21 protein-coding genes are annotated in these 21,583 nt (G+C 68.8%); 6 read left to right on the forward strand and 15 right to left on the reverse strand.

The window, feature by feature from the left end; translation table 11 throughout:
- Window position 1 precedes the first annotated feature (1 nt).
- From C1J00_RS00365 to C1J00_RS00385, 5 genes are all read left to right on the forward strand, one after another.
- A complete protein-coding gene (locus C1J00_RS00365) occupies window positions 2-1,138 on the forward strand; it encodes a serine hydrolase domain-containing protein (RefSeq protein ID WP_102907017.1) in 1,137 nt (378 codons plus the stop codon).
- A 113-nt stretch (window positions 1,139-1,251) separates the two neighbouring features.
- The gene (locus tag C1J00_RS00370) at window positions 1,252-1,575 is read left to right on the forward strand and encodes a putative quinol monooxygenase (RefSeq protein WP_102907018.1); all 324 of its coding nucleotides are present in this window, start codon (window positions 1,252-1,254) and stop codon (window positions 1,573-1,575) included.
- Between the two features lie 76 nt (window positions 1,576-1,651).
- The gene (locus tag C1J00_RS00375) at window positions 1,652-2,671 is read left to right on the forward strand and encodes a zinc-dependent alcohol dehydrogenase (protein WP_102907019.1); all 1,020 of its coding nucleotides are present in this window, start codon (window positions 1,652-1,654) and stop codon (window positions 2,669-2,671) included.
- Window positions 2,672-3,108: 437 nt separating this feature from the next.
- Window positions 3,109-4,455, forward strand: coding sequence for a jacalin-like lectin (locus C1J00_RS00380; RefSeq protein WP_102907020.1), 1,347 nt, complete (start codon window positions 3,109-3,111; stop codon window positions 4,453-4,455).
- Between the two features lie 403 nt (window positions 4,456-4,858).
- Entirely contained in the window at window positions 4,859-6,670 is a 1,812-nt protein-coding gene (locus C1J00_RS00385) for a S8 family peptidase (RefSeq protein WP_245936108.1), read from the forward strand.
- 179 nt (window positions 6,671-6,849) lie between these two features.
- Here C1J00_RS00385 and C1J00_RS00390 read toward each other — a convergent pair whose 3' ends face one another.
- The gene (locus C1J00_RS00390; RefSeq protein ID WP_102907021.1) at window positions 6,850-7,149 is read right to left on the reverse strand and encodes a hypothetical protein; all 300 of its coding nucleotides are present in this window, start codon (window positions 7,147-7,149) and stop codon (window positions 6,850-6,852) included.
- Between C1J00_RS00390 and C1J00_RS00395 the strand changes: the two genes are divergently transcribed.
- Complete coding sequence (locus tag C1J00_RS00395) at window positions 7,148-7,489, forward strand: response regulator transcription factor (protein WP_245936109.1); 342 nt, start codon at window positions 7,148-7,150, stop codon at window positions 7,487-7,489. The two genes, C1J00_RS00390 and C1J00_RS00395, sit on opposite strands and share 2 nt — an antisense overlap.
- A 72-nt stretch (window positions 7,490-7,561) precedes the next feature.
- Here C1J00_RS00395 and C1J00_RS00400 read toward each other — a convergent pair whose 3' ends face one another.
- From C1J00_RS00400 to C1J00_RS00465, 14 genes are all read right to left on the reverse strand, one after another.
- Window positions 7,562-8,548 carry a BtrH N-terminal domain-containing protein gene (locus tag C1J00_RS00400; protein ID WP_102907022.1) on the reverse strand — a complete coding sequence of 329 codons (987 nt, stop codon included), beginning with the start codon at window positions 8,546-8,548 and terminating at the stop codon, window positions 7,562-7,564.
- A 90-nt stretch (window positions 8,549-8,638) separates the two neighbouring features.
- Window positions 8,639-10,417 (reverse strand): carbamoyltransferase family protein, encoded by a 1,779-nt coding sequence (locus C1J00_RS00405; RefSeq protein WP_102907023.1) that lies wholly within the window; start codon window positions 10,415-10,417, stop codon window positions 8,639-8,641.
- Between the two features lie 17 nt (window positions 10,418-10,434).
- Complete coding sequence (locus C1J00_RS00410; RefSeq protein ID WP_102907024.1) at window positions 10,435-10,830, reverse strand: pentapeptide repeat-containing protein; 396 nt, start codon at window positions 10,828-10,830, stop codon at window positions 10,435-10,437.
- Between the two features lie 15 nt (window positions 10,831-10,845).
- Window positions 10,846-11,883 (reverse strand): BtrH N-terminal domain-containing protein, encoded by a 1,038-nt coding sequence (locus tag C1J00_RS00415; RefSeq protein ID WP_102907025.1) that lies wholly within the window; start codon window positions 11,881-11,883, stop codon window positions 10,846-10,848.
- 4 nt (window positions 11,884-11,887) lie between these two features.
- The gene (locus C1J00_RS00420) at window positions 11,888-12,640 is read right to left on the reverse strand and encodes a DNA alkylation repair protein (protein ID WP_245936110.1); all 753 of its coding nucleotides are present in this window, start codon (window positions 12,638-12,640) and stop codon (window positions 11,888-11,890) included.
- A complete protein-coding gene (locus C1J00_RS00425; RefSeq protein WP_102907026.1) occupies window positions 12,637-14,136 on the reverse strand; it encodes a B12-binding domain-containing radical SAM protein in 1,500 nt (499 codons plus the stop codon). The genes C1J00_RS00420 and C1J00_RS00425 overlap by 4 nt, the downstream gene beginning before the upstream one ends.
- Before the next feature lie 15 nt (window positions 14,137-14,151).
- Complete coding sequence (locus tag C1J00_RS00430; protein WP_102907027.1) at window positions 14,152-14,985, reverse strand: carbon-nitrogen hydrolase family protein; 834 nt, start codon at window positions 14,983-14,985, stop codon at window positions 14,152-14,154.
- Window positions 14,985-15,692, reverse strand: coding sequence for a class I SAM-dependent methyltransferase (locus tag C1J00_RS00435; RefSeq protein WP_102907028.1), 708 nt, complete (start codon window positions 15,690-15,692; stop codon window positions 14,985-14,987). The genes C1J00_RS00430 and C1J00_RS00435 overlap by 1 nt, the downstream gene beginning before the upstream one ends.
- Window positions 15,679-17,061 carry a coproporphyrinogen-III oxidase family protein gene (locus tag C1J00_RS00440; protein ID WP_102907029.1) on the reverse strand — a complete coding sequence of 461 codons (1,383 nt, stop codon included), beginning with the start codon at window positions 17,059-17,061 and terminating at the stop codon, window positions 15,679-15,681. The genes C1J00_RS00435 and C1J00_RS00440 overlap by 14 nt, the downstream gene beginning before the upstream one ends.
- Window positions 17,058-18,032: an ABC transporter ATP-binding protein gene (locus C1J00_RS00445; protein WP_102907030.1), complete on the reverse strand. Its 975-nt coding sequence runs from the start codon at window positions 18,030-18,032 to the stop codon at window positions 17,058-17,060. The genes C1J00_RS00440 and C1J00_RS00445 overlap by 4 nt, the downstream gene beginning before the upstream one ends.
- Window positions 18,025-18,801: an ABC transporter permease gene (locus C1J00_RS00450; RefSeq protein WP_245936111.1), complete on the reverse strand. Its 777-nt coding sequence runs from the start codon at window positions 18,799-18,801 to the stop codon at window positions 18,025-18,027. Before C1J00_RS00450 ends, C1J00_RS00445 begins: the two co-directional genes overlap by 8 nt.
- Window positions 18,801-19,652 carry a carbon-nitrogen hydrolase family protein gene (locus C1J00_RS00455; protein ID WP_102907031.1) on the reverse strand — a complete coding sequence of 284 codons (852 nt, stop codon included), beginning with the start codon at window positions 19,650-19,652 and terminating at the stop codon, window positions 18,801-18,803. The genes C1J00_RS00450 and C1J00_RS00455 overlap by 1 nt, the downstream gene beginning before the upstream one ends.
- Window positions 19,649-20,830: a tyrosine decarboxylase MfnA gene (mfnA, locus tag C1J00_RS00460; RefSeq protein ID WP_102907032.1), complete on the reverse strand. Its 1,182-nt coding sequence runs from the start codon at window positions 20,828-20,830 to the stop codon at window positions 19,649-19,651. Before mfnA ends, C1J00_RS00455 begins: the two co-directional genes overlap by 4 nt.
- Window position 20,831: 1 nt before the next feature.
- Window positions 20,832-21,583 (reverse strand): carbon-nitrogen hydrolase family protein (locus C1J00_RS00465; protein ID WP_102907033.1); only part of this gene is annotated, 752 nt, incomplete at its 5' end.

Here is a 21,583-nt window from a genome sequence, read left to right on the forward strand (position 1 = left end):
CATGGCGGATCTGGACGGAGTGTACGACGAGCGTTTCGCGGAGGTGGCCGCGCGACTGTCCGAGAACCTGGACGCGGGCGACGAACTCGGCGCCTCGATCGCGGTCACGGTCGACGGAGAGCCGGTGGTCGACCTGTGGGGTGGGTGGGCCGACCAGGGCCGTACGACGTCGTGGCGGCGCGACACGATCACCAACGTCTGGTCGTGCACGAAGACGGTCACGTCCCTGGCGGCACTGCTCCTGGTCGAGCGTGAGCTGCTCGACGTCGACGCCCCGGTGGCCCGGTACTGGCCGGAGTTCGCCGCGCGCGGCAAGGAGGGCGTGCTGGTCCGGCACCTGCTGTCGCACAGCTCCGGCGTCTCGGGGTGGGACCGGCCGGTGACCGTCGCGCACGTCTGCGACGTGCCGACGTCGACGGCCCGGCTGGCCGAGCAGGCGCCGTGGTGGGCCCCGGGCACGGCGTCCGGGTACCACCTGCTGAACTACGGGCATCTGGTGGGCGAGTTGGTCCGGCGGGTCGACGGGCGCAGCCTGGGCCGGTTCGTCGCCGAGGACATCGCCGGTCCGCTCGGCGCCGACTTCCACATCGGCCTGCGGGACTCCGAGTTCGGCAGGGTCGCCGATGTCGTACCGCCGCCGTTCCGGTCGAGTGATCTCGCCGGCGCCGATCCGGACGGTGTGGCGATGAAGACCTTCACCGGTCCCCTGGGGGGTGCCGAGGAGTCGTGGCGTCCCGAGTGGCGTCGCGCCGAGATCGGCGCGGCGAGCGGCCATGGCAACGCCCGGTCGCTCGCCAGGATTCACTCCGTCATCGCCTGCGGCGGGACGCTCGACGGCGTGCGCCTGCTGTCGCCGCGCACCATCGACCTCATTTTCCGCCGGCAGACGGACGGGCCGGACTTCGTGCTCGGAGCGCACCTGCGCTTCGGCATCGGGTTCGGACTGCCGTCCCCGGCGGTGCCGTATCTCCCACCGGGACGGATTTGTTTCTGGACCGGGTGGGGTGGATCGGTGGTGGTGATCGACACCGAACGCCGGGCAGCGATCTCGTACGTCATGAACAGCATGGGCACCGGGCTGCTCGGCAGCGACCGCACGTACCAGTACGTCAATGCCGCCTTCGCTGCCCTGGACTGAAGAGGCGCCGATGGCGCATCGGCCGCCGAACCGAGATGCGACCAGTCGCTGTGACCAGCGGCCCGCACATCTGACATGATTATAACGAGTGTCATATCGAGAGAGGTGTACCCATGTCCGAGCCGGTGGTCCTGGTGGCGACGATGGTCGCGAAGCCGGGTCAAGAAGAGCTGATCGAGAAGACGTTGACGGCGGCGCTGCCCGCGGTGCACGCCGAACCCGGGTGCCTGCTCTACGCGCTGCACCGCAAGTCAGGCACGACCGGCGAGTTCGTCGTGATCGAGAAGTGGGCCTCACGCGAGGCGCTGGGCGCGCACATGAAGGGCGCCGCCATGCGCGAGATCGGTATCGCCCTGGCGCGGGCACTGGCCGGGCCCCCGGACATGGTCTTCCTGGACGCCCTGCCCGCCGGCGACCGGGACGCCGGCGCCGTCTGACCGACCACGAGACGGGGCCGACGGGCGACACCGGTCGGCCCGGTCCGGGGACCCCATGCAACCGAGGAGCTTTCCCATGAACAGTCTGATGTTCGTCGCGCCCGGGCAGCTGCGCTTCGACGAGGTCGACGCCCCCACCATCGTCGAGGGCACGGACGCGCTCGTGCGGCCGCTCGCGGCGACGACGTGCGATCTCGACCACCATGTCATCGACGACAAGACGCCGTTCTCCGGATTCGGCCCGTTCCCCATCGGCCACGAGTGTGTGGGCACGGTGGCCGAGGTCGGCCCCGACTGCACGGACGTCGCGGTCGGTGACGTCGTCGGCGTCGCATGGCACATCGCGTGCGGCACCTGCGCGCAGTGCAGGCTCGGACACCCCGCCCGCTGTCTCCTCCACGGCGACGCCCAGTACGGCCTGCCCGTGAACGGGGCATGGGGCGGGACGTTCGACGAACTCATCCGCGTCCCCTACGCGGACTTCAACCTCGCCAGACTGCCCGCCGGGGTCGACCCCGTGCACCTGGCCTCGATCGGCGACAATCTCGCCCTCGGCTGGGAGACGGTGATGCCGACCGTGGCCGGGATCTCCGACCCGAAGATCGCGGTCTTCGGTGGAACCGGCTCCATCGGCCTGTACTGCGTCGACGTCGCGGTCCACAGTGCCGGCGCCCGCACCGTCTACTACGACGACGATCCGGTCAGGATGAAGGTCGCCGAGCAGCTCGGCGCGGAGGTTCACAACATCCACGGCAAACGCGAAAAGGACTTCCACCTCGCCGTGGACGCCAGCTGTAACCCCGAACGGCTGCGCAAGGCACTGCTGTCGGTCATGCCGGAGGGCCACGTCAACAGCGTCGGCATCTACTTCGACGACGTCCAGCTACCCATGCTCGCGCTGTACCAGCGCGGAGTCCACTTCCACAACGGCAAGGGCCACGCGCGGCCGAACATGACGCCGACCCTGGAGGCGGTGGCCGCGGGCACCCTCCACCCGGAGCTGGTCACCAGTGGGATCTACGGCTGGGACGAGATCCCCGACGTGCTGACCTCCGGCCGCGCCGGCCACAAACCGGTCTTCGTGCTGGAGAAGTGAGAGGAGCCCCGACCGGACGGGGGAATCACGGCCGGGGCGGTGCGGAGGTGGGCACGGAGGGCGGTCGCCTCGCGGCGAATGGCTCCACAGGGCTTCAGCCGAACGATCGTTCCTGTGGGCGAATGGTGAGGCCCGGGGACACCGTCCCATCCCACCCACGGTTCGTTCAACGGGCAACCAGGTGCTGTTGTTCCGTACTCCGCTCACGTCCGCAGTGAGGCCCCCCCGAGCGCTCGGCTGCGGGAACCTGCGTCGGCCAACAACGCGCAGCATCGCTCCGGGGCCGGGACGGGCCGGGTATGGATCACGGGCCTCCCGTGGGCCTGGTCCAGACTCGTCGGTCAAGATTCGGTCTCGCTTGCGCCAGCCATGCACGACAGCGGGTTACCACCGGTAAGTTCCGGCCCTCCACCCCCCGTTGTCAGGAGCTCCGGTTCATGCGCCGACTTCTAGCCTCCATCGTGGTGGCGTCAGCCGCGATCGGCGGGTTCATCACGAACACGTCCCCCGCCGCTGCCGCCGACCCCGCGTCCGGATCCTTCAGCGTCCTCGCCTACAACGTCGCGGGCCTGCCGGAGAGCATCTCCAGCGCACCCACCCCCCGCGAACCCGCCACCACGGAAATCGGCCGGCGGATCGCGCCGTACGACGTGGTCAACGTCCAGGAGGACTTCAACTACCACGCCTTTCTCTACGCCGGCGACACGGCCCACGCCTACCGCACCCCCACCAGCGGGGGCGCGGGCATCGGCAGCGGTCTCAACACCCTGTCGAAGCTCCCGTACGACACCGACGACTTCGAGCGGGTGCGCTGGAAGTCCTGCCAGTTCGACTCCGGTGACTGCCTCACGCCCAAGGGGTTCACGTTCATCCGTCAGCGTCTCGCCGAGGGCGTGTACGTGGACTTCTACAACCTGCACACCAACGCCGGCACGAACCCCGGCGACCTGGCCTCGCGGGCGGACAACCTCAACCAGCTGACGGCTTTCATCAAGACCCACTCGGCCGGGAACGCGGTCGTCGTCATGGGCGACACCAACACCCGCTACACGCGCTCCGGCGACACCATCGCCGAGTTCGCCGCCGCCAACGGTCTGACCGACCCCTGGGTCCAGCTCATCCGCGGCGGCACACCGCCCGCCAAGGGCAGCGACGCCCTGGTCTGCGACCAGACCGGCCCAACCGTGCCCAATACCTGCGAAGTCGTGGACAAGGTCCTGTACCGCGACAGCAAACTCGTGTCACTCAACGCCACCTCCTACAACAACGAGCACTCCAGGTTCCTCACCGACGACGGGCTCATGCTGTCCGACCACGACCCGATCAAGGTGGACTTCTCCTGGTCGCGCGCCGCGGACTTCCAGCTCAGCGAACAGTTCGGCGGGCCCCACGGCGACCACTACACCGACATCGACGCCGTACCCGCGGGTGCCCGCCCGGTCAGCCTCTCGCTGCGCAGCGGCACCCGCGTCGACGGCGTCGGCATGACGCTCGGCAACGGCAAGGTCCTCAGTCACGGCGGAACCGGCGGCACGGCGTCGTCTCTGGATCTGGGAAGCGGGGAGTACGTCGCTTCCGCCCAGTTGTGCCGGGGCCAGAAGGACGGCCGGACGCGGATCTTCTCCGCCAGGTTCACCACGAACCTCGGCAGGAGTCTGTCCGGCGGGAGCACCACGTCCGACTGCGTGACGCGCACAGCGCCGTCGGGATGGCAGATCGCCGGGTTCCACGGGCGGGCCGGGGGCGAGGTCGACAAGCTGGGCTTCATCTACACGAAGCGCTGACGCGCTCCTGCGCCTGCCGACGCGAGCGCCTGCCCGCGGTCGGCGGCGACGGCTTCCCACCGGCTGTCGCCGCCGTCCGGTGGGAGGCTCCGTGCGGTGGAGGCTTCGTGCGGTGGAGGCTTCGTGCGGTGGAGGCTTCGTGCGGTGGGGCAGAGCCGGCTTGTGGTGCCCGGCACGCCTGCGGACCGCCGTGCTCAGGAGGGCCGAAGGCCCGGCGCTGTTCGGGACGTCGTGCCCTGCGTGTCCTTGATCAATCCGGAGCGGCGTCAACTACTTGTCCGGGTGGGGTGATTGATGCGCCGCCAACCCTTCCCTTGTCATGCCCTCATCTGAGATCTTGCGTCGACCCATTCAGCCCACGGCCCGGTCGGCGCCCCCATGCCCCGGGCTCTCGGAGGATGCTGTGACAACCCCCCGCATATCCCAGCGCCGTCTCAGACGGCCGCTGCTGTCCGTCGCCGCGGTCGGAGCCGCCCTCGCGCTGGCCACGCCCGCCGGCGCGGCCGACGTCGACACCGGCCTTCCGTCGGGCCCGGCCACGGCCCGCGCCGCCACACTCGCCCAGACCGCCGCCGGATGGGCCGCCGGCACCCGCTCCTACCTCGTCATCACCGCTCCCGGTGACACCTCGGCCGCACGCAACGCCGTGACGGCGAACGGCGGTTCGGTCTTCGCGCACTACGACACGATCGGTGTGGTGGTCGCGCACTCCTCCTCCGCCGACTTCGCCACCGCGATGCGCTCCGTCGCGGGCGTGCAGAAGGTGGGCGCGACGCGCACCTCAGACGTTCCCGCGGACGCCTACTCCCCCACCCTGCCGGGTGCTCCCGCACAGTCGCCCACCACGCTCACCGAGACCGCGCGGTGGGACATGACCAGGATCAACGCCGACAAGGCCTGGGCCGTAAGCACCGGCTCGCCTGCCGTCACGGTGGGTGTTCTCGACACCGGAGTGGACGAACGGCACCAGGACATCGCGCCCAACTTCGACGCGGCGGACTCCGTCTCCTGCGCCTACGGCAAGGCCGACACCCGCGCCGGTGCCTGGCGTGACGTCGGCACCCACGGCACACACGTCGCGGGAACCGTCGCGGCCGCGAAGAACGGCAAGGGAGTGGTCGGCGTCGCGCCGGGCGTGAAGATCGCCTCCGTGCGCATCGCCGAGCCGAGCACCAGCATGTTCTTCGCCGAGAACACCATCTGCGGGTTCATGTGGGCCGGTGACCGCGGCTTCGACGTCACCAACAACAGCTACTACACCGACCCGTGGATGTTCAACTGCCCCGACGATCCCGACCAGGCCGCCATCATCGAGGGTGTGCGCCGGGCGCAGGAGTACGCGGAGGGCAAGGGCTCCCTCCAGGTCGCCGCAGCGGGCAACTCCAACTACGACCTGGCGAACAAGCGCACCGACAGCTCCAGCCCGAACGACTCCACCCCCGTCAACCGCACCATCACGAACGCCTGCGTCGACATCCCGACGGAACTGCCGGGCGTCGTGACCGTCGCGGCGATGGGCAACGGGAACATCAGGGCGTCCTACTCCAACTTCGGCCGGGACGTCATCGACGTGGCGGCCCCGGGCGGTGACGGCGCCTCCGGCGTCTACTCCACGCTCCCCGGTGGCAAGTACGGGAACATGAACGGCACCTCGATGGCCTCACCGCATGTGGCCGGTGTCGCCGCGCTTCTGAAGAGTGCAGACCCGGCCGCCACCCCCGCCGATCTCCGCGCGCGGCTGGGAGTCCAGGCCACGGACACGGCGTGCCCGTCCGACAGCCGCTGCACCGGCACCACTGCCAAGAACGCCTTCTTCGGGGAGGGCCAGGTCGACGCGCTGAAGGCCGTCGGTGGCACCGGGCCGCAGCCCGGCCGCTACTTCGAGAACACCACCGACGTCACGGTCGCCGACAACGCCACGGTCGACTCACCGATCACCGTGACCGGCGTGACGGGCAACGCCCCGGCCGCGCTGAAGGTCGGCGTGGACGTCAAGCACACGTACCGCGGCGACCTGGTGCTGTCCCTCGTCGCCCCCGACGGATCGGTCTACTCCCTCGAGGACTTCGCCAACGGCGACGGCGCGGACAACGTGGTCAAGACGTACACCGTCGACGCCTCGTCGGAGACCGCGTCCGGTACATGGAAACTGCGCGTCCGCGACATCGCCTCGCAGGACACGGGGCGGATCGACGCCTGGAACCTCACCTTCTAGCAGCTGCGTCGCACCGGGCGGGTACGCGCTTCGCGGCCGGGCGGGTACCCGCCCGGCCGCGAGGCCGACCGCGTGCGTGCGTCACCGGGTGCCTGACCGGGACAGGCTGTAGCCGAAGGGCCGGCAGGGCGGTAGGGCCGCCCTGGCCTGCGTGGTCCGGCTCGTGGTCGGAGCGCACGTCAGGGCGTGTCCCCGGAGTGGTGGAAGCGGCAGCTCACCCCCGGACCGGGTGTGCGGGAGCCGCCGGGCACCGGCTCGTACAGTGCCCGGCCGCCGGGGAACCGTCCCAGCTCGGTGGGCAGAGCCGCTCCTTCGTCGAACTCCTCCGCCCGCCAACTCGTGATGTCCAGCAGCAGTCCGTCCAGCGGCCCGCCCACCAGTTCGGCGTATGTCTGCCCGCGGCGCGGGCCCGGGTCGGGGTCGTCGTGGTCGTGGCCGTAGACCCGGCCGCGCAGCAACTGCTCTTCATCACGGTCCATGCGTTCACCCTCGCAGCCACCACTGACAGTGCCCGGTTCGGAGGACCGGGAGGGGTCCTGTCCCACTTCTCCGTGCCGCCCGCCGCTCGATCTCCCCTTCCCTCACCTCACCTCACCTCACCTCACCGACCGGGAACGAGAGACGCTCGACCTGATCTCCCCCGGCCTGGACAACGCATCCATCGCCCGCCGCCTGCGCCTCTCCGAGAAGACCATCCGCAACGGGGTCAGCGACGTTCTGGCCAAACTGCACGCCCGGTCACGCACCGAGGCGGCGGCCCTGGCGCGGGACGCGGGCCTGGGACATCCCCGGAGCTCCACGCAGGGCTCCTCAGGGTGAGTGCCGGCCCGCGCTCGAGTGCCGGCGGGTCACCGTCGTGAAGCACACGGAGAACAGGGGTCCGGGCTCCGGTCAGCTCGACAGTTCCATGAGGCGGTGCATCAAGCGCTGTTCCTTGTCGGCTGCCTCATGCACGATCTTCGACGCGCTGTGGAGGGATTCCCGCGACGACGCTTCTCCCGCCTCTTTCAGAAGTCCGGCCACCTCGGTCCACTTCTTCGACACTTCTCGGTAGGCGTCCGAGATCTTATGGAACTCGCCGGTGCCGGTGATTTCGGCGGTCTCCGCCAGGAATTCCGCCCACATCATGCGGAACAGGCCACCACCGGTCCCGGCATCCTCCATGATCGTGCAGATCTCGGGAAGGCTGTCGGCGGGAGAGTCGAGGTCGTCGAGCCACTGCGGCATCAGGTCGGCGACTTTGTGCATTCCTTTGAATCCGAAGTTGGAGATCGGCGGATTCAAGAACTTCTCCGCCGCCGATTTGACGCCTTTACGGGCGGCTTCACCCAGGTCGGGAAGGCCGCCCTTCGGGATATCCATCGTGAAGGCGCGATTGCGCGAACTCATCGGTCCCCGGGCGTTTCGCGCGGTCGCGAGGGATTCGCCGGAGGCCCATTGCAGACCGAGCGGCTGCGTCTCGACCAGGGCGAAACGGTCGTCGTCGTACCCGACGCAGGCTACATAGTGGGCCGCGAACCGGAAGTCGTCGGTGGAGTAGTCGAGGAAGTAGCGGTCGAGCTTGAGACCGACGACCGTTCCGGAATCAAGCTCGGCCAGCAGGTGTTCCCGCGCCCGGTTCACCGACGACGTCTCGTGCACGGACAGGCGCAGGTTCAGCGCAGTCGCGAGGTTTTCGGACAGTGTGTCGGGCTTGATGCGGCCACCGACGAACGGTGTCGGCATCTGCTTCGTCCGCCAGTAGATGAATGACAAACCACCGGCGAGCCCGAAGACGAGTGACTCCGACAAGTCGATCTCTCGCTGCCGCAACAAGTTGACGAGGGTGGTCGACTCGCAGTGGTTACCGACGTACGGATCTTCCTCTAAAAGCGACACTTGTTCTTGTCTCCCTTCCTTCGCGTAGAGCGTAGCGCAACCGCCCGAAGTACGATTGCGGGCGCCCAGATCAGGGAGGTGTCCACTCGTTCAGATTCGCGAAACCAGGAAGTTGCCGAGGAACAGGTGATCCATATCCGTCTTCAAGAAGCAGGACAGAGCATCCGCGGGCGAGCAGACGATGGGTTCGCCGGCGACGTTGAACGAGGTGTTGATCAGACAGGGAATCCCGGTCAGTTCCGTGAACTCACGCAGGAGTTCGGCGAGCAGCGGATTGCTCTGCTCGGTGACCGTCTGGATCCGCGAGGTGGCGTCGACGTGGCAGGCGCCCTGGATCTTGTCCCGGTACTCGGGGCGCACCGGAACCACGAAGGTCATGTAGGGCGAGGACGTCTTCTTGCCGAGCTCGAAGACGTCGGCCGCGAGGTGCTCCAGGACTACGGGGGCGAAGGGCCGGAACTGCTCGCGGTGCTTGATGCGTTCGTTGATGATGTCCTTGATGTCGGGGAACCTCGGGTTGGCGAGGATGCTGCGGTTGCCCAGGGCGCGCGGCCCGTACTCCATACGCCCCTGGAACCACCCGATGACGCACCGCTCCCGCATCAGGTGTGCGGCCTCCCGCGGCACGTCCGCAGGGTCCAGCTCTCGCCAGACGACCTGGTCGGCGTACTGCTTCAGGGCCGCCTGGATCTCCTGGGCGTCGTAACTCGGGCCCAGGTAGGGCGATGTGCTGATCCGGGGTGGTGTGCCGGCCCGGCCGCTGGCGAACAGTGCGGCCCCGATGGCCACGCCGACGTCGCTGGCGCCGAAGCTGACGTCCATCCCGGTGAAGCGTGAACGCTCCAGCAGCTTGCTGTTGTTGACGCAGTTCAGGGCCAGTCCACCCTCGAAGATCACTCGGGGGAGGTCACTGCGGGTTTCGAGCGTCCGGATCTGGCCGGCGGTCACCGTTTCGAGCATGTACTGTGCCGCACTGGCCACGCGTACGCGGTAGTCGAATTCTTCCCGGCATTCGGCGTCTCCGCCGAAGACGCGGTCGAAGAGTTCGTAGTAGGCGGGTACCGCGTTCGCCGGGTAGGGAATCCGGTAGGTGCCGTCGGGGCGCATCTCCACGACGTGCTCCAGGAACGGATTCGGCTCGGGCGGCGCGCCATAGCCGGCCAGCCCCATCACCTTGTACTCGTCGTTGTTCGGGACGAATCCGAGGTAGCGCGTCACCACGGAGAAGAGCATCGCCAGGGAATGCCGCGAGTCGATGGTCATGTCGTCGAAGATCTTCACCTCGCCGTCGCGCACCTCGCCCATGATCGACGACAGCCATTCGGCGCGGCCGTCGCTGACGAGGAACGCGGCGTCCCCGCCGCCCGACAGGTGGTATCCCGTCATCAGATGGGCCATGTGGTGCGGGACCCGGACCAGCTTCTCCGGGGCCGGCCTGTGACCGGTGTGCTCAAGGAAGTCGGCTTCGGTCGCGGCCTCGCTGAACATCGCCGCATGGGTCTCCGCCAGACGCCCAAGGCGCGCGAACTTCTGCTCGACGGTCGCTGCGCGGTCCTCGGTGATCTCGGCGATCATCTTGTTCACCACGTCCTGGGAGAACTGCCAGGAGAAGGCGAACGTGTCGACGTCGTCGAAGGATATCCCGGCCGATTCCAGGCACCAGCGCATCGCGTTGGCCGGGAAGCTCGACGTCTTCTTCTCCCGGTTGAGCCGTTCTTCCTCGACGGCGGCGACCAGTTCCCCGTCGATGACGAGGGCGGCGGACGAGTCATGGCCGTACAACAGGTGACGGTCGATGCCGGTGGCGCGAAAGAGGCGTCCGAAGATTTCCGCAGACTTGCCGAATCCGTTGTAGCCCAGAACGATCATTTGAGGAGCTCCTTTCGCTATGGCCAGATCGTGAGGTAGTCCGAGATCACGGCGGACCGCCGGAAGCCCGGGTCGAGGACCGCGCCGGTCAGATCGGCACCGCTGAGGTCCGCGCCGTCCAGGTTCGCTCCCACGAGGCGGCAGCCGTTCAGCTCGGCCAGGATGAGGTACGCCTCGCACAGGTCGGCGCCTTCGAGATTCGCGCCCCTCAGGTCGGCGGAGATCAGGTACGACTCGGTCAGCACCGCGTCGGTGAAGTCCGCGTCGGCCAGCTCCGCGCCCTGCAGGTCGGCGCCGTGCAGCACCGCCTTGCGCAGGTCGGGCCGGAAGGGGCCCTGCGACCGGCGCCGGCGGGCGTGCTCGTTCCATCGTGCCGGGCCCTGGAGCAGTACGGTCTCGTCCTCGGTGGGCATGTCTCGACCTCGCGTCTACACAGTGGTGAGGGCGGTGAGCGCCCGCTTCTCGACGTCCATCGCGGACCGCGCCGTGTCCGCCACCGCGTCCACGAGCGATGTGAGATCGTCGCGCGCGGTGGCGGTCCCGGCGGCCAGCAGTGCGGATCCCAGCTTCGACCAGAGCCGGCCGCTGTCCAGGAACTGCTCTGCCGCATCGGCGTAGCGGGCCTCGCCGGTGGTGTCGGCGACCCTGTTCAGGTAGCGGCCGATCATCGGCCGGAACAGTCCGCCGCCGGTGCCGAAGGACTCGATCTGCCGTCCTAGGTGCAGCAGTTGACGCGCCAGTGCGTCGGTCCGCACCACGTGCCCGGCCAGGTCCACGTCCTCGACCTCGCCGCGTTTGGACTCCGGCCAGGACGCCGCCGTCGTCGCCAGCAGCTTCATCCCGGGTATGCCGAGATTCCGGCTGCCCGGCTTGAGGACCTCGCGGCACAGGGTGCGTACCGCCACGGGACCGACGCGGTCCAGCTGCGGAGTGCGCCGCGGCACGCCGAAGACGTACACCTTCCGGTCCGGGTTCAGCGGCGGCGAGTCGCGGCTGGACCGTGCCGCCTGCAACTCGGCCGCGCTCACGGAGACGGGTTCGTCGAACGCCGGGTCCGACACCTCGAAGGCATCGGCCCCGAGCGGGCGGACGACGTTGACGAAGTACCCGCCGAAGGAGGTACGCCCCTGAAGACCCCAGTACGGAAGCAGGCCGAGGTCCACCCGGGTCATGACGGCCGGCGCCGACTCCAGCAGCTTGGCCAGACCCGCACCGGACCTCGGTGTGTGGGTGGCGACCTCGACGCCCATCAGCCGTGCCGCCCGGAGCGGCATGATCGCCTGCTTGCCGACGACGATGTCCGGCGCGTTGCCGTTCGCCGGGAAGAACGAGAACCCGAAACCCCCGTCCAGCCCGAACACGATCTCCTCGTCCACGTCGTATCCGCCGGCCGCGAGAACGGCGCGTTGGCAGGCCGACTCGCAGTGGAGGCCCCGCCGGTGGACGTAGCGGCCGGTCGCGCTCATCGCGTCACCCCTGTCCCAGTTCCATCAAGGACCGCCGCAGCCGCGGGTCCATCTTCTCCACCGCGTACCGGAACGTGTCGCGGGGCATCTCGGTGTGCCAGGTGCGCAGGAACTCGGCCACCTCGTCGGGATGGACCCCGGCGGTGACCTTGAGCAGCCAGCCCGAGCCCTTCTGCACGTAGACGTCGTCGTCGTGCATCAGCCGGACGCAGTTGTCGAAGACGTGCGACAACGGCAGCTCGAAGACCGTACGGCCCACCGTGCGCCGGACGAACTTCACGACGGCCACGTTCGCCGCGCGCCTGGCCCACGGCGAGGACGAGGCGACCCAGTCCCGCGTCCGCGGGATCAGCTCCAGGTGCCCGAGGAAGAACGGGTACAGCAGCTTCAGGCACATGTCGTCGCACTGCGCCCAGTTGGACACGTACGTCTGCAACCAGTGCTCGCAGCGGTCCGGCAACTCGGCACCGAGTCCGGTCCTGGCGACCTTGTGCAGGACCGCGAAGCCCAGCAGCACCTCCTCGTGGTACTCGGCGCGCGCCAGCACCTCCTCCGCCAGGAGCAGCCGCGTCGCCGCGGGAGTGTCGCGCCGCTCGCGGAAGTAGCCGTCGGCGATCTCGACGACCGCGGCATTGGCGACCCCGAGCGCCCGGATCTCGTGCGGGAAGTACCGCTGCATGCGGACCGCGAAGTCCGGGTCGGCCCGGGCCGCGAGGGTCTTCGCGAGTTCGTCCGCGGCGGATGGAACATGGATCACGGGGTGCCGATCGTGAGTTTCAGCGGCTGGGCCGGGAGCGGCTTCGGCGCACGTTCCAGCCGGGGCTTGCCTTGCATGACGTACTCGTACTCCTGTTGCATGTCGGCCACGGCCTGGATGGTCTCCTTCGAACGGTCCGTCAGATTCTGCCCGCCCAGGCCCCACCACAGGTACCAGTTCTTGTGGCTCAGATAGGCGTTGCGGACGAAGTCCAGCGTGTCCCCGTCGGCGAGGATCGCCGGCTCCACGTAGAAGGCGGGGACGAACGTTCCCTGGCCCTCGCGCAGGATCCCGGCCTTGTACGCCTGGCGCTGGAGTTTGGTGCCGCTCAGGATCCGGATGCCGAGGTTGGCGTAGATCTGGGCCGGGTTGAGGTACCGCTCGGTGAAGCGGATCGACTCCCTGAGTGCCTGCGGGGTCTCCCCCGGCCCGCCGAGGAAGATGCAGTGGGTGTGCTCGATCGGGCTGGCCGTGAACAGGCGATCGATCTCCAGGACCCGGGCCATGTCGAAGCCCTTCATCAGGTCCGCCAGTGCCTCGTCGGTGAGTGCGTCGGTGCCGAGGTCCACCCGGATGCAGCCGGCCGCGTGCAGCAGCTTCACGAACTCCGGCGTGACCGCGTTCGGCGTCAGCTGGCAGTACCAGGGGACGTCGAGCTTGGCGCGGATCATCTCCTCGCAGACCTCTGCGGCGTACTCCATCGGGTAGTTGAAGGTCGCGTCGACGATCTCGAACTCCCGGACGGCGGGGTTCTCCGCCATGGCCCGCTGGATCTCGCCGACGACCTCGGCCGGGTCCTTGAACCGGTCGCCCTTGCCCTCGGTCTTGCGGATGATGCAGTAGGAGCAGAACAGTTTGCAGCCCCGTTTGGTCTGCAGCGTCTCGATGGCCGGCTGGTGGTCGCGGGTGAGGTCGGAGGCCGCCGAGACGCCCTCCTCGAAGTACCTGGGGTCGTACACGGACCGGTCGGGCTCCAGCGCGCCCAGGTCGAACGCCTGACTCGACTGGTTCTGGCAGAACTTGCCGTCGTCGTCGAGGTAGCAGAGCCCCGAGATCGACTCCAGGCGCCCGCCGGACTCCAGGTAGTCCAGCAGCTGGACGATGCCGGCCTCGCCCTCACCCGCGATGCCGTAGTCCGGCTGGGCGTACTCGAAGAACGACAACGGCTCGACGGAGAAGCCGGACCCGCCGAGGACGACCTTGGCGCTGGTGTACTTGCGGACGCACTGGACGATCTTCTCGGTCATCGGGCCGAAGAAGACCGGATCGATGAACGTCAGGTTGTCCAGGTTGCGTACGGCGACGCCGACGACGTCGTACGTTCCCGTGGTCAGCTTCTCCCGGACCGCCTTGAGCTCCCGGGACTCCCAGAGCAGGTCCAGGACGTCGACGTGGTGCCCGGCGTGCTTGAGCGCGGCGCTGATGTAGGCCATGCCGATGGGCAGCGCCGGCCGCGGTACCCGGATCTTGTTGGTGGAGATGAGCAGTACGCGCATGGGCCTTCACTCTCGTCAGGACTGCCAGTACGTCGCCGGCTGCAGATCGCCGCTCAGGGTGGCCTTGGTGCGGTAGCGGCGCATACGGTCCAGGTCGACCTCGACGACGCCGACACCGGGCTCCTTACCGAGGTCCACCATCCGTTCGTCGCCGTCGACGAAGTCGAATCGTTCGGCTTCGAGGAACAGCGGATCGGCCAGGATCTGGCTGCGCCCCATGTAGCCGAATCCGGCGTACAGGTTGTTGCCGATGCCGGACGCGAACGCGACGATGCATTCGGCGTCCACCGCCCTGACCGGCAGCCGCATGTTCGCCACGTACGCGAACATCTCCGGCACGAGTGCGGAGCACACGATGATGTCGACCCCGCGGCGGCAGTACTCCCGCGCGACCTCCGGGAAGTTGATGTCGTAGCCCTGCATCAGACCGATGCGCCCGAACTCGACGTCGAAGACCGGGTACTGCGATCCGCCGGAGAGGTAGCGGGCCTCCAGTTCGTGACAGTGCACGCGCCGGTACTGGCCGAGCATCGTTCCCTCGGGGCCGCACAGGACCGAGGTGCTGTAGTACCTGCCGTCGTCTCCGCGCTCCAGCAGGCCGGCCACGAGGTGCACGCCTGCCTGCTTCGCCTGCTCGCACAGGAACTCGGTCTCCGGCCCCGGGACGGGCACCGACACGTCGGCCACTTCGAGGATGTTGCCGGACGTGGAGAACGCCTCGGGCAGGCAGATCAGGTCCGCGCCCTGCTCGACGGCCTCCCGGATGTAGTGCTCGGCGCGGCGCAGGTTCTGGGCCGGCTTGCCGAGCTTCGACTCCATCTGGACTACGGCGATCTTCGTCCCGGGCATCACGTGCTCACCGGTTCGAGGGGACGCGAGGAGATCACCAGGCCGAGGTCCTCCTCGACCACCTGCCAGTTGGCGAGTCCGGCCTCCCGGAGCAGCTCGGCCGCCTCGTCGCGCGTGTAGGCGGCCTGCAGCGACCGCATGAACTCGTCGCCGCCCTCCTTCACGAACTGGAGGATGAAGGTGATGTGCCCCTCCTCGGCGTGCCGGTTCATGTCCTCGATGATCACGACGCCGTCGGGCTTGCAGATGCGGGCGCATTCCTTCAGCGTCTCGACCGGCCGGCGCCAGCGGTGCAGCGAGGAGAACGAGAAGACGATGTCGGCGGAGTCGTCCGGGAAGGGCAGCCGGTTCAGCTTGGCCATCTCGAACTCCACGTCGCCGGCGCTGTTCGCCCACACGGCCAGCGTCAGGTTGTCCTCGGCGACGTCGACGAGGTTCTGGTTCTCCTCGACCCCGGACACGGCCAGGTCCGGCAGTTGGCCGGCCACGTGCAGGGACAGCAGGCCGGTGTTGAAGCCGACCTCGACGAGGTCGGTCATCCCCTCGCGGACATGGGCCAGGATGCGGTCGCTGGGCCGCTTGTAGGCCATCAGCGCGGAGCGGCGCATGCCGAGGTCGTAGAAGCGCACCTTGTCGATGTCGTCGTGCGGGGACGCCTGCGGCACTCGGTCGGTCAGGTTCAGCAGTCGGGTTTCAGTGGTGGTCACAGCCGGCCTCCTCGTTCGTGGGCCGCGTGGTGAGCTGCAGAGGAATCGGCTGGCTGGAGATGAAGTTGGAGATGTCCGCTCCCAGGTGCTGCGGGTAGCGCCGGTACTCCGGCGAGTAGAACGCCTTGGAGATGTTGTCCAGGTAGTACCAGCCCTTCGGGCCGGTCACCTCGATGCCGTTCTCGTCGGCGGTGACCAGTTCCTTCTCGATCAGGTCGTCGATCTCGGCGCGGAACATCTCCATGAAGTCGACGCCGTGGATCCGGCGGAAGCGCTCCCGGTTGACCCGCCCGGCCTTGACGCCGAGGACCATCGAGCGCCGGATCGCCTCCGACTTGGTGATGTGCTTGCCCATCGAGATCGGCAGCCGTCCCTCCATCACCGTCTGGATGTAGCGGCCGATGTCGGGCTCGTTGAAGTACCAGTGGTCGCGCAGGTGCCCGGTGGCGGTCGGGCCGAGCGGGATGATGGGGATGTCCTCGCTCCACGACGTCTCGCCGTACTTCGGCTGGAAGCCGGGTTTGGCGAAGCAGTCGCCGTAGTAGCCCAGGAAGCCGTTCTTGGAGAGCTTCTCCGCGGCGAACAGGAACATGTCGTCGACCACGGCCTTCTCCGGGACCGGCGGCAGCTTCCTGCGCTTGGTGGAGATCTGCGCGAACTCCATGTACGTGTAGAACGAGATGCAGGTGACCCCGAGTTCGATGGCGACGTCGAGGCTGTGCTCCCAGCTCTCCATCGTCTGCCCGTTGATGCCGTGCATCAGGTCGATGTTGATGTTCTCGAACCCGCACCGGCGCAGCAGCCGGATGCTCTCCTTGAGCATCTCAGGGTCGTTGGGGCGGCCGATGTTCTTGAGTTCCTCCGGCACGAAGGTCTGCACCCCGAGGCTGATGCGCCGTATGCCGCGTTCCAGCAGGACGGTGGCCTTGCGCTCGGTGATGTCGACCGGGGTGGTCTCGATGGAGAAGTCCGCGCCCTCCTCGACGTTCAGGCTGCTGAACATGTGGCCGAGCAGGTCGTCGAGTTGCGGGGCGGTCAGCGCGGTAGGGGTGCCGCCGCCGATGTAGCCGAGGGTGATGACGTGGTCCTGGATGTAGGGTCGCTCGGCGTAGTTGGTGATCTCGGTCTTCAGCGCGTCCAGGTAGGTGCGGGTCAGGTCCCGGTCGGTCTGGTGCTTGATGTACGGGCAGCTGAAGCAGAGCCGGTTGCAGAACGGGATGTGGACGTACACGCCCATGGGCTTGCGGGCGAACACCTCCTCCTCGTTCACCGGCACGTGCTTCGTCGGGTACTGCCGCACCCACTCGCTGTCGCGCTCCGGGTACTCCTTCCAGAACGGCATGCTCGTGGTCGTGGTGGTGATGCTCATGCGATGTCCTCCGGTTCGACTTGGTCGACGATGGAACGGACGACGTCCGCCAGAGTGGGCTGGAAGTAGGACGCGGAGCGCAGTGCGAGCCCGGCGGTGTGGGCCCGGGCGACGACCTCGGCCAGCGTGGCTTGGTGGTCGCCTTCGGACAGGTCGAGCCGCACGCCCTGGTCGACGGCGCGGACGGACCGGACCGGGCCGCCGGCCTGCGCCTCCTGCCCGGCCCAGTCGTGCAGCCGCGTGAGGTGCTCCTCGGTGAAGGCCTCGAGGATCAGGCTGGAGCGCTCGCCCCACCGGGTGACGGCGTCTAGCGAGGCGTCCTTGATCTGGCGGCCCTGGTGGAGCACCACGACCGAGTCGGCCAGCGCGAGGAGTTCGTCGCGGTGATGGCTGGCGAACAGCACGCCGACGCCGTCCTTCTTCAGGTTCCCCAGCAGCTCCAGCAGCGTCTCGCGGGCCGTCGGGTCCAGGCCGGTGGTCGGCTCGTCGAGGATCAGCAGGTCGGGCCGGTGTGCCACGGCGCAGATGACGTGCAGCTTGCGCTGGCTGCCGCCGGAGAGACTGCGCACGTACTGGTGGCGGTACTGCTCCAGGTCGGCCAGGGCGATCAGCTCCTCGTACCGGGCGGGGTCGGCCCGACGGAGTTTGAGCTGGTGCTTGACGTACGTCTCCACGCTGACGCCGTCCGGGAGGTCCTTGGCTTGCTGGACGTACCCGATGTGGCGGCCGACCTGCCCCCAGCGGCGGGGCGGGGTACCGCAGATCCGCACCTCGCCGCCGGACGGGCGCAGCAGCCCGGCGATGAGCCGGATCAGTGTGGTCTTGCCGGCGCCGTTGGTGCCGATGATGGCCACGCCCTCGCCGGCCTCGACCGAGAAGGTGATGGAGCGCAGGGCGAAGCCGGGGCTCACCCGGTGGTCGAGCCGGGAAACCGACAGGACCGGCGCCGCGGTGCTCGTGGTGTCAGCCATGGCCGATCCTCCTGCGGAAGGCCCATGCGGCGATGCCGAGGGCCAGGAACGAGTACGCCACCGCCAGCACCGACGCCCCGGTGGCCGAGACGTCCGGCGAGGTGGCGGCGCGGAAGACGTCGACGTGCACGGAGAGGGGGAGCCTCTCGAAGACGTCGCCGAGCTTTCCGAGGTTGTCGAGCGGGAAGAAGATCCCGGCGAAGTACATGAGCGGGATGACGATGATGTTCACGACGGCCGGGAAGGAGATCTCGTTGGTGTACGTCGCGATGAGGATCCCGAGCCCGGCGAAGGCCGTGCACGCGGTGAAGAAGCCCAGCAGGAACAGCGGCACGGACTCGATGCGGGCGTCGAAGACCCCGACGCCGAGCAGGAGCACCAGCACGAACTGGAAGAGGCACTTGAGCACCACGCCGATGATCCGCGCGAGCAGAAACCCCGAGTACGACAGGGGCGAGAGGATCAGGTCCTCGATCGTGCGGCGGTTGCGGTCGATGATGACCGTGTAGCCGACGGTGTAGGTGCAGCTGAACATGATGCCGGCGCCGATGATGCCGGGGAAGACGAAGCCGAAGTAGTTGGCGGCCGTCGGTGCGGGGCTCACCATCTGGTCGGTCGCCGCGCCGAAGGCCAGCACCATCGACACCGACGTCAGCAGCGTCGAGACCGCGAACAGGCGGTTGTCGAAGAACTGCCGCATGTCCATGACGACGAGCCCGAGAACGTCGCCGAGCCAGCCGGACTCCTGCTGGATACGCGTTGCCCTCATCAGGCGCGCCCCCCGTGGATCGTGGTCCAGGTCGAGCGCAGGTCGTCGTGGAACGGCAGGCCGGCGCGCACCTTGCGCCGCTGCCGCCAGTGCACGTCCGCGTCGATCACCGTTTCCTGACTGCCCGGGGCGGCCTCGGCGAGGATGTCCGCGTCCTGGTCCTCCCGGGCGTCCTGCACCAGACCGTCGACGATCATGCTGCGGCCGACGTAGGTCATGTTCGCGAAGCGGTTCTCGCCGACCCCGCTGGCGAACACCAGCGCGCACTCGTTGTCGGCGGCCCGTGCGCGGCACAGGGAGCGCACCGGGTGCGAGAACGGCCCGAAGAGGTTCGCCACGCAGACGACAAGGTCGGCGTCCTGGGCGAGGTACTGGCGGCTCGCCTCCGGGAACCGCAGGTCGTAGCTCACCTGCAGGCCGATCCGCCCGACAGGCGTGTCGATCACCTCGCCGGGTGAGCCGGTGGAGATGTACTCGGACTCGCCCGCCCAGACGCAGGCGCGGTGGTACCAGCCGAGCGGGTCGCCGGCGGGGCCGACGAGCACGGCGGCGTCGAAGAGGTCCCGCCCGCTCGACAGCAGCACGCCCGCGGCGATGTGCATGCCGAGGGTGCGGGCCTGCTCGGCGAGGAACTCGACGACGGGGCCGTCCTCGGCGGTCGCGTCCGTGCGCAGCGTGGGGAAGTTCAGGCCGGTGGCGAACGTCGCCGGCAGGCACGCCAGGTCGGCCTCGCGTTCTCGCGCGGTGGACAGCAGCTTGGCGGCTCGCGCCAGGTTCTCGTCCCGCTGCCCGGGCTCGATCCGCATCTGCAGGGCGGCGAGCCGGGTCCGGGCGCCACGGAAGAGGCTCATCGCGGCGCCGCCTCTGCGGTGGCTTCCTTGCATGCCCGCTCCAGCACCGGAAGGAACTCGTCCACCATCTCGGGGGTCACGTGCCGGGTGACGACCAGGCGCAGGGTTTCGCCGAAGCGCTTCGAGGTGGAGACGATCCAGCCCCTCGACTCCAGCAGCTGCGAGACCCGGACCGCGTGCGCCATCCTGACCACCACGATGTTCAGCTGCGGTTCGGTGAACAACTCGTGCCCGGCCGCGCGCAACCCGTCCACCAGGTACTGCGTGACCTCGTAGTTCGTGCGGGTGAGGTCGCGGAAGCCGTCCCGCCCCAGGTGTTCCAGCACCGCGTAGGTCGATACCGCGGCGGACCCGGGGCGGGTGCCGAGGAGGGTGTTGTGCACCGGCGTGTCGATGAAGAACGAGTCGACGGCGAAGCGTCCGGCGTCCTGGGCGCCCCGGAACAGGATCGCTCCGGCCGGGACGTTGGCCAGTCCGTACTTGTGCGGGTCGATGGTGATCGAGTCGACACCGTCGACGCTGAAGTCGAACTGCGGGAGGTCGTGGCCGAGTTCACGGGCGAAGGGGATGATGAAGCCGCCGGTGGCCGCGTCCACGTGCAGGTGCACGTCCCGTCCCGCCACCACGGGTCCGATCTCGTCGACCGCGTCGACCACACCGAACTCGCTGCTGCCCGCGGTCGCGACGACCGCGACGGTGTGCTCGCCGATGCGCCGGGCCACCTCGTCGGCCGGCAACCGCAGGGAGACGTCGACCGGCACGACGACCGGGGTCAGCCCCAGCAGGCCGAAGATCTTGGTGAAGGAGAAGTGCACGGTGCTGCTGACGACCACCTCGGGCCGGCCGGTCAGCCGTCCCCGGGCGCGCGCCGACTCGCGGGCCACCAGCAGCGCGATCAGGTTCGCCTCGGTGCCTCCGGACACCAGGCCCCCCGACCCGCCCGGGTTGCCCATCAGATCGAGCAGCAGCCGGACGACCTCGCGTTCGATCCGCTTGGTGCCGCGGAAGATGCGCACGTCGCCGAGGTTGGTGTGCGCAGCGGCCGACGCCATCTCCACTCCCAGGGGATGGGGTTCGGTGCAGATGGAATTGAGCACCCGGTTCCACGGCACGTCGTCCGCCAGCTCCGTCGCGATCCGTCGTCGGACGTCGGAGGCGGGAGCGCCGGAGGTACGCATCTCAACTCACCTGCGCCGTGAGGCCGGTGTACAGCTCCGTCCGGCGCGCCCAAAGCCCGAACCAGAGAGTCTGCTGGAAGCGCAGGTCGGGTTCGCGCAGATGCCGGATCCTCGCTACGTCCCAGGGCGCCTCGATGACGCCCTCGTCGGTGCCGGCCTCGGCGACGAACCCCTCGGGCGCCGCCACGGCGCTGCCTCCACCGCAGCGTTCGCTCAGCGAGCCGGCGAAGGCGACGGCGACGGTGTTGAGGGTGGCGATGCCCCACACCGCTGCGCGCTGCGCGGCCTGCTGAGTGCCGTCGAGGGACCCTGCCACCAACAGCAGTTCCGCGCCGGTCAGGCATGCGATGCGCGGCGGTTCGACCAGCCAGAAGTCGGGGCCGAGGAGCACCCCGACGTGGCCGAACGGCGTCTCGACGACCGGGAAGTCGTCGCCGGTGCCGGTCGTCCCGTCGGGCAGGACGGGCCGCTCCACCCGGGTGCACTCCGCGCCGCTCGGATCCAGCAGCCTGGCCACCTGCGTCAGCCCGCCGCCCGGCCGTTCCTCCGCCCACGAGCCGGTGAACACGTAGGTACCGCGGGTCCGCGCCAGTGCCGTCAGGCGGTCCAGGCACCGCTCACGCAGTGGCCGGGGCAGCGCGGGGCCCATGTCGCCGGTGGTGAAGGCGTTCTCGGGGAGGACGACGAACGATGCCTCGTCGGTCACCCGGCTGTCGAGATCGTCGAGTACGGCGGCGGCGGTCGCCTCGGGGG

The sequence above is a fragment of the Streptomyces cahuitamycinicus genome, from assembly GCF_002891435.1.
GTDB lineage: Bacteria > Actinomycetota > Actinomycetes > Streptomycetales > Streptomycetaceae > Streptomyces > Streptomyces cahuitamycinicus.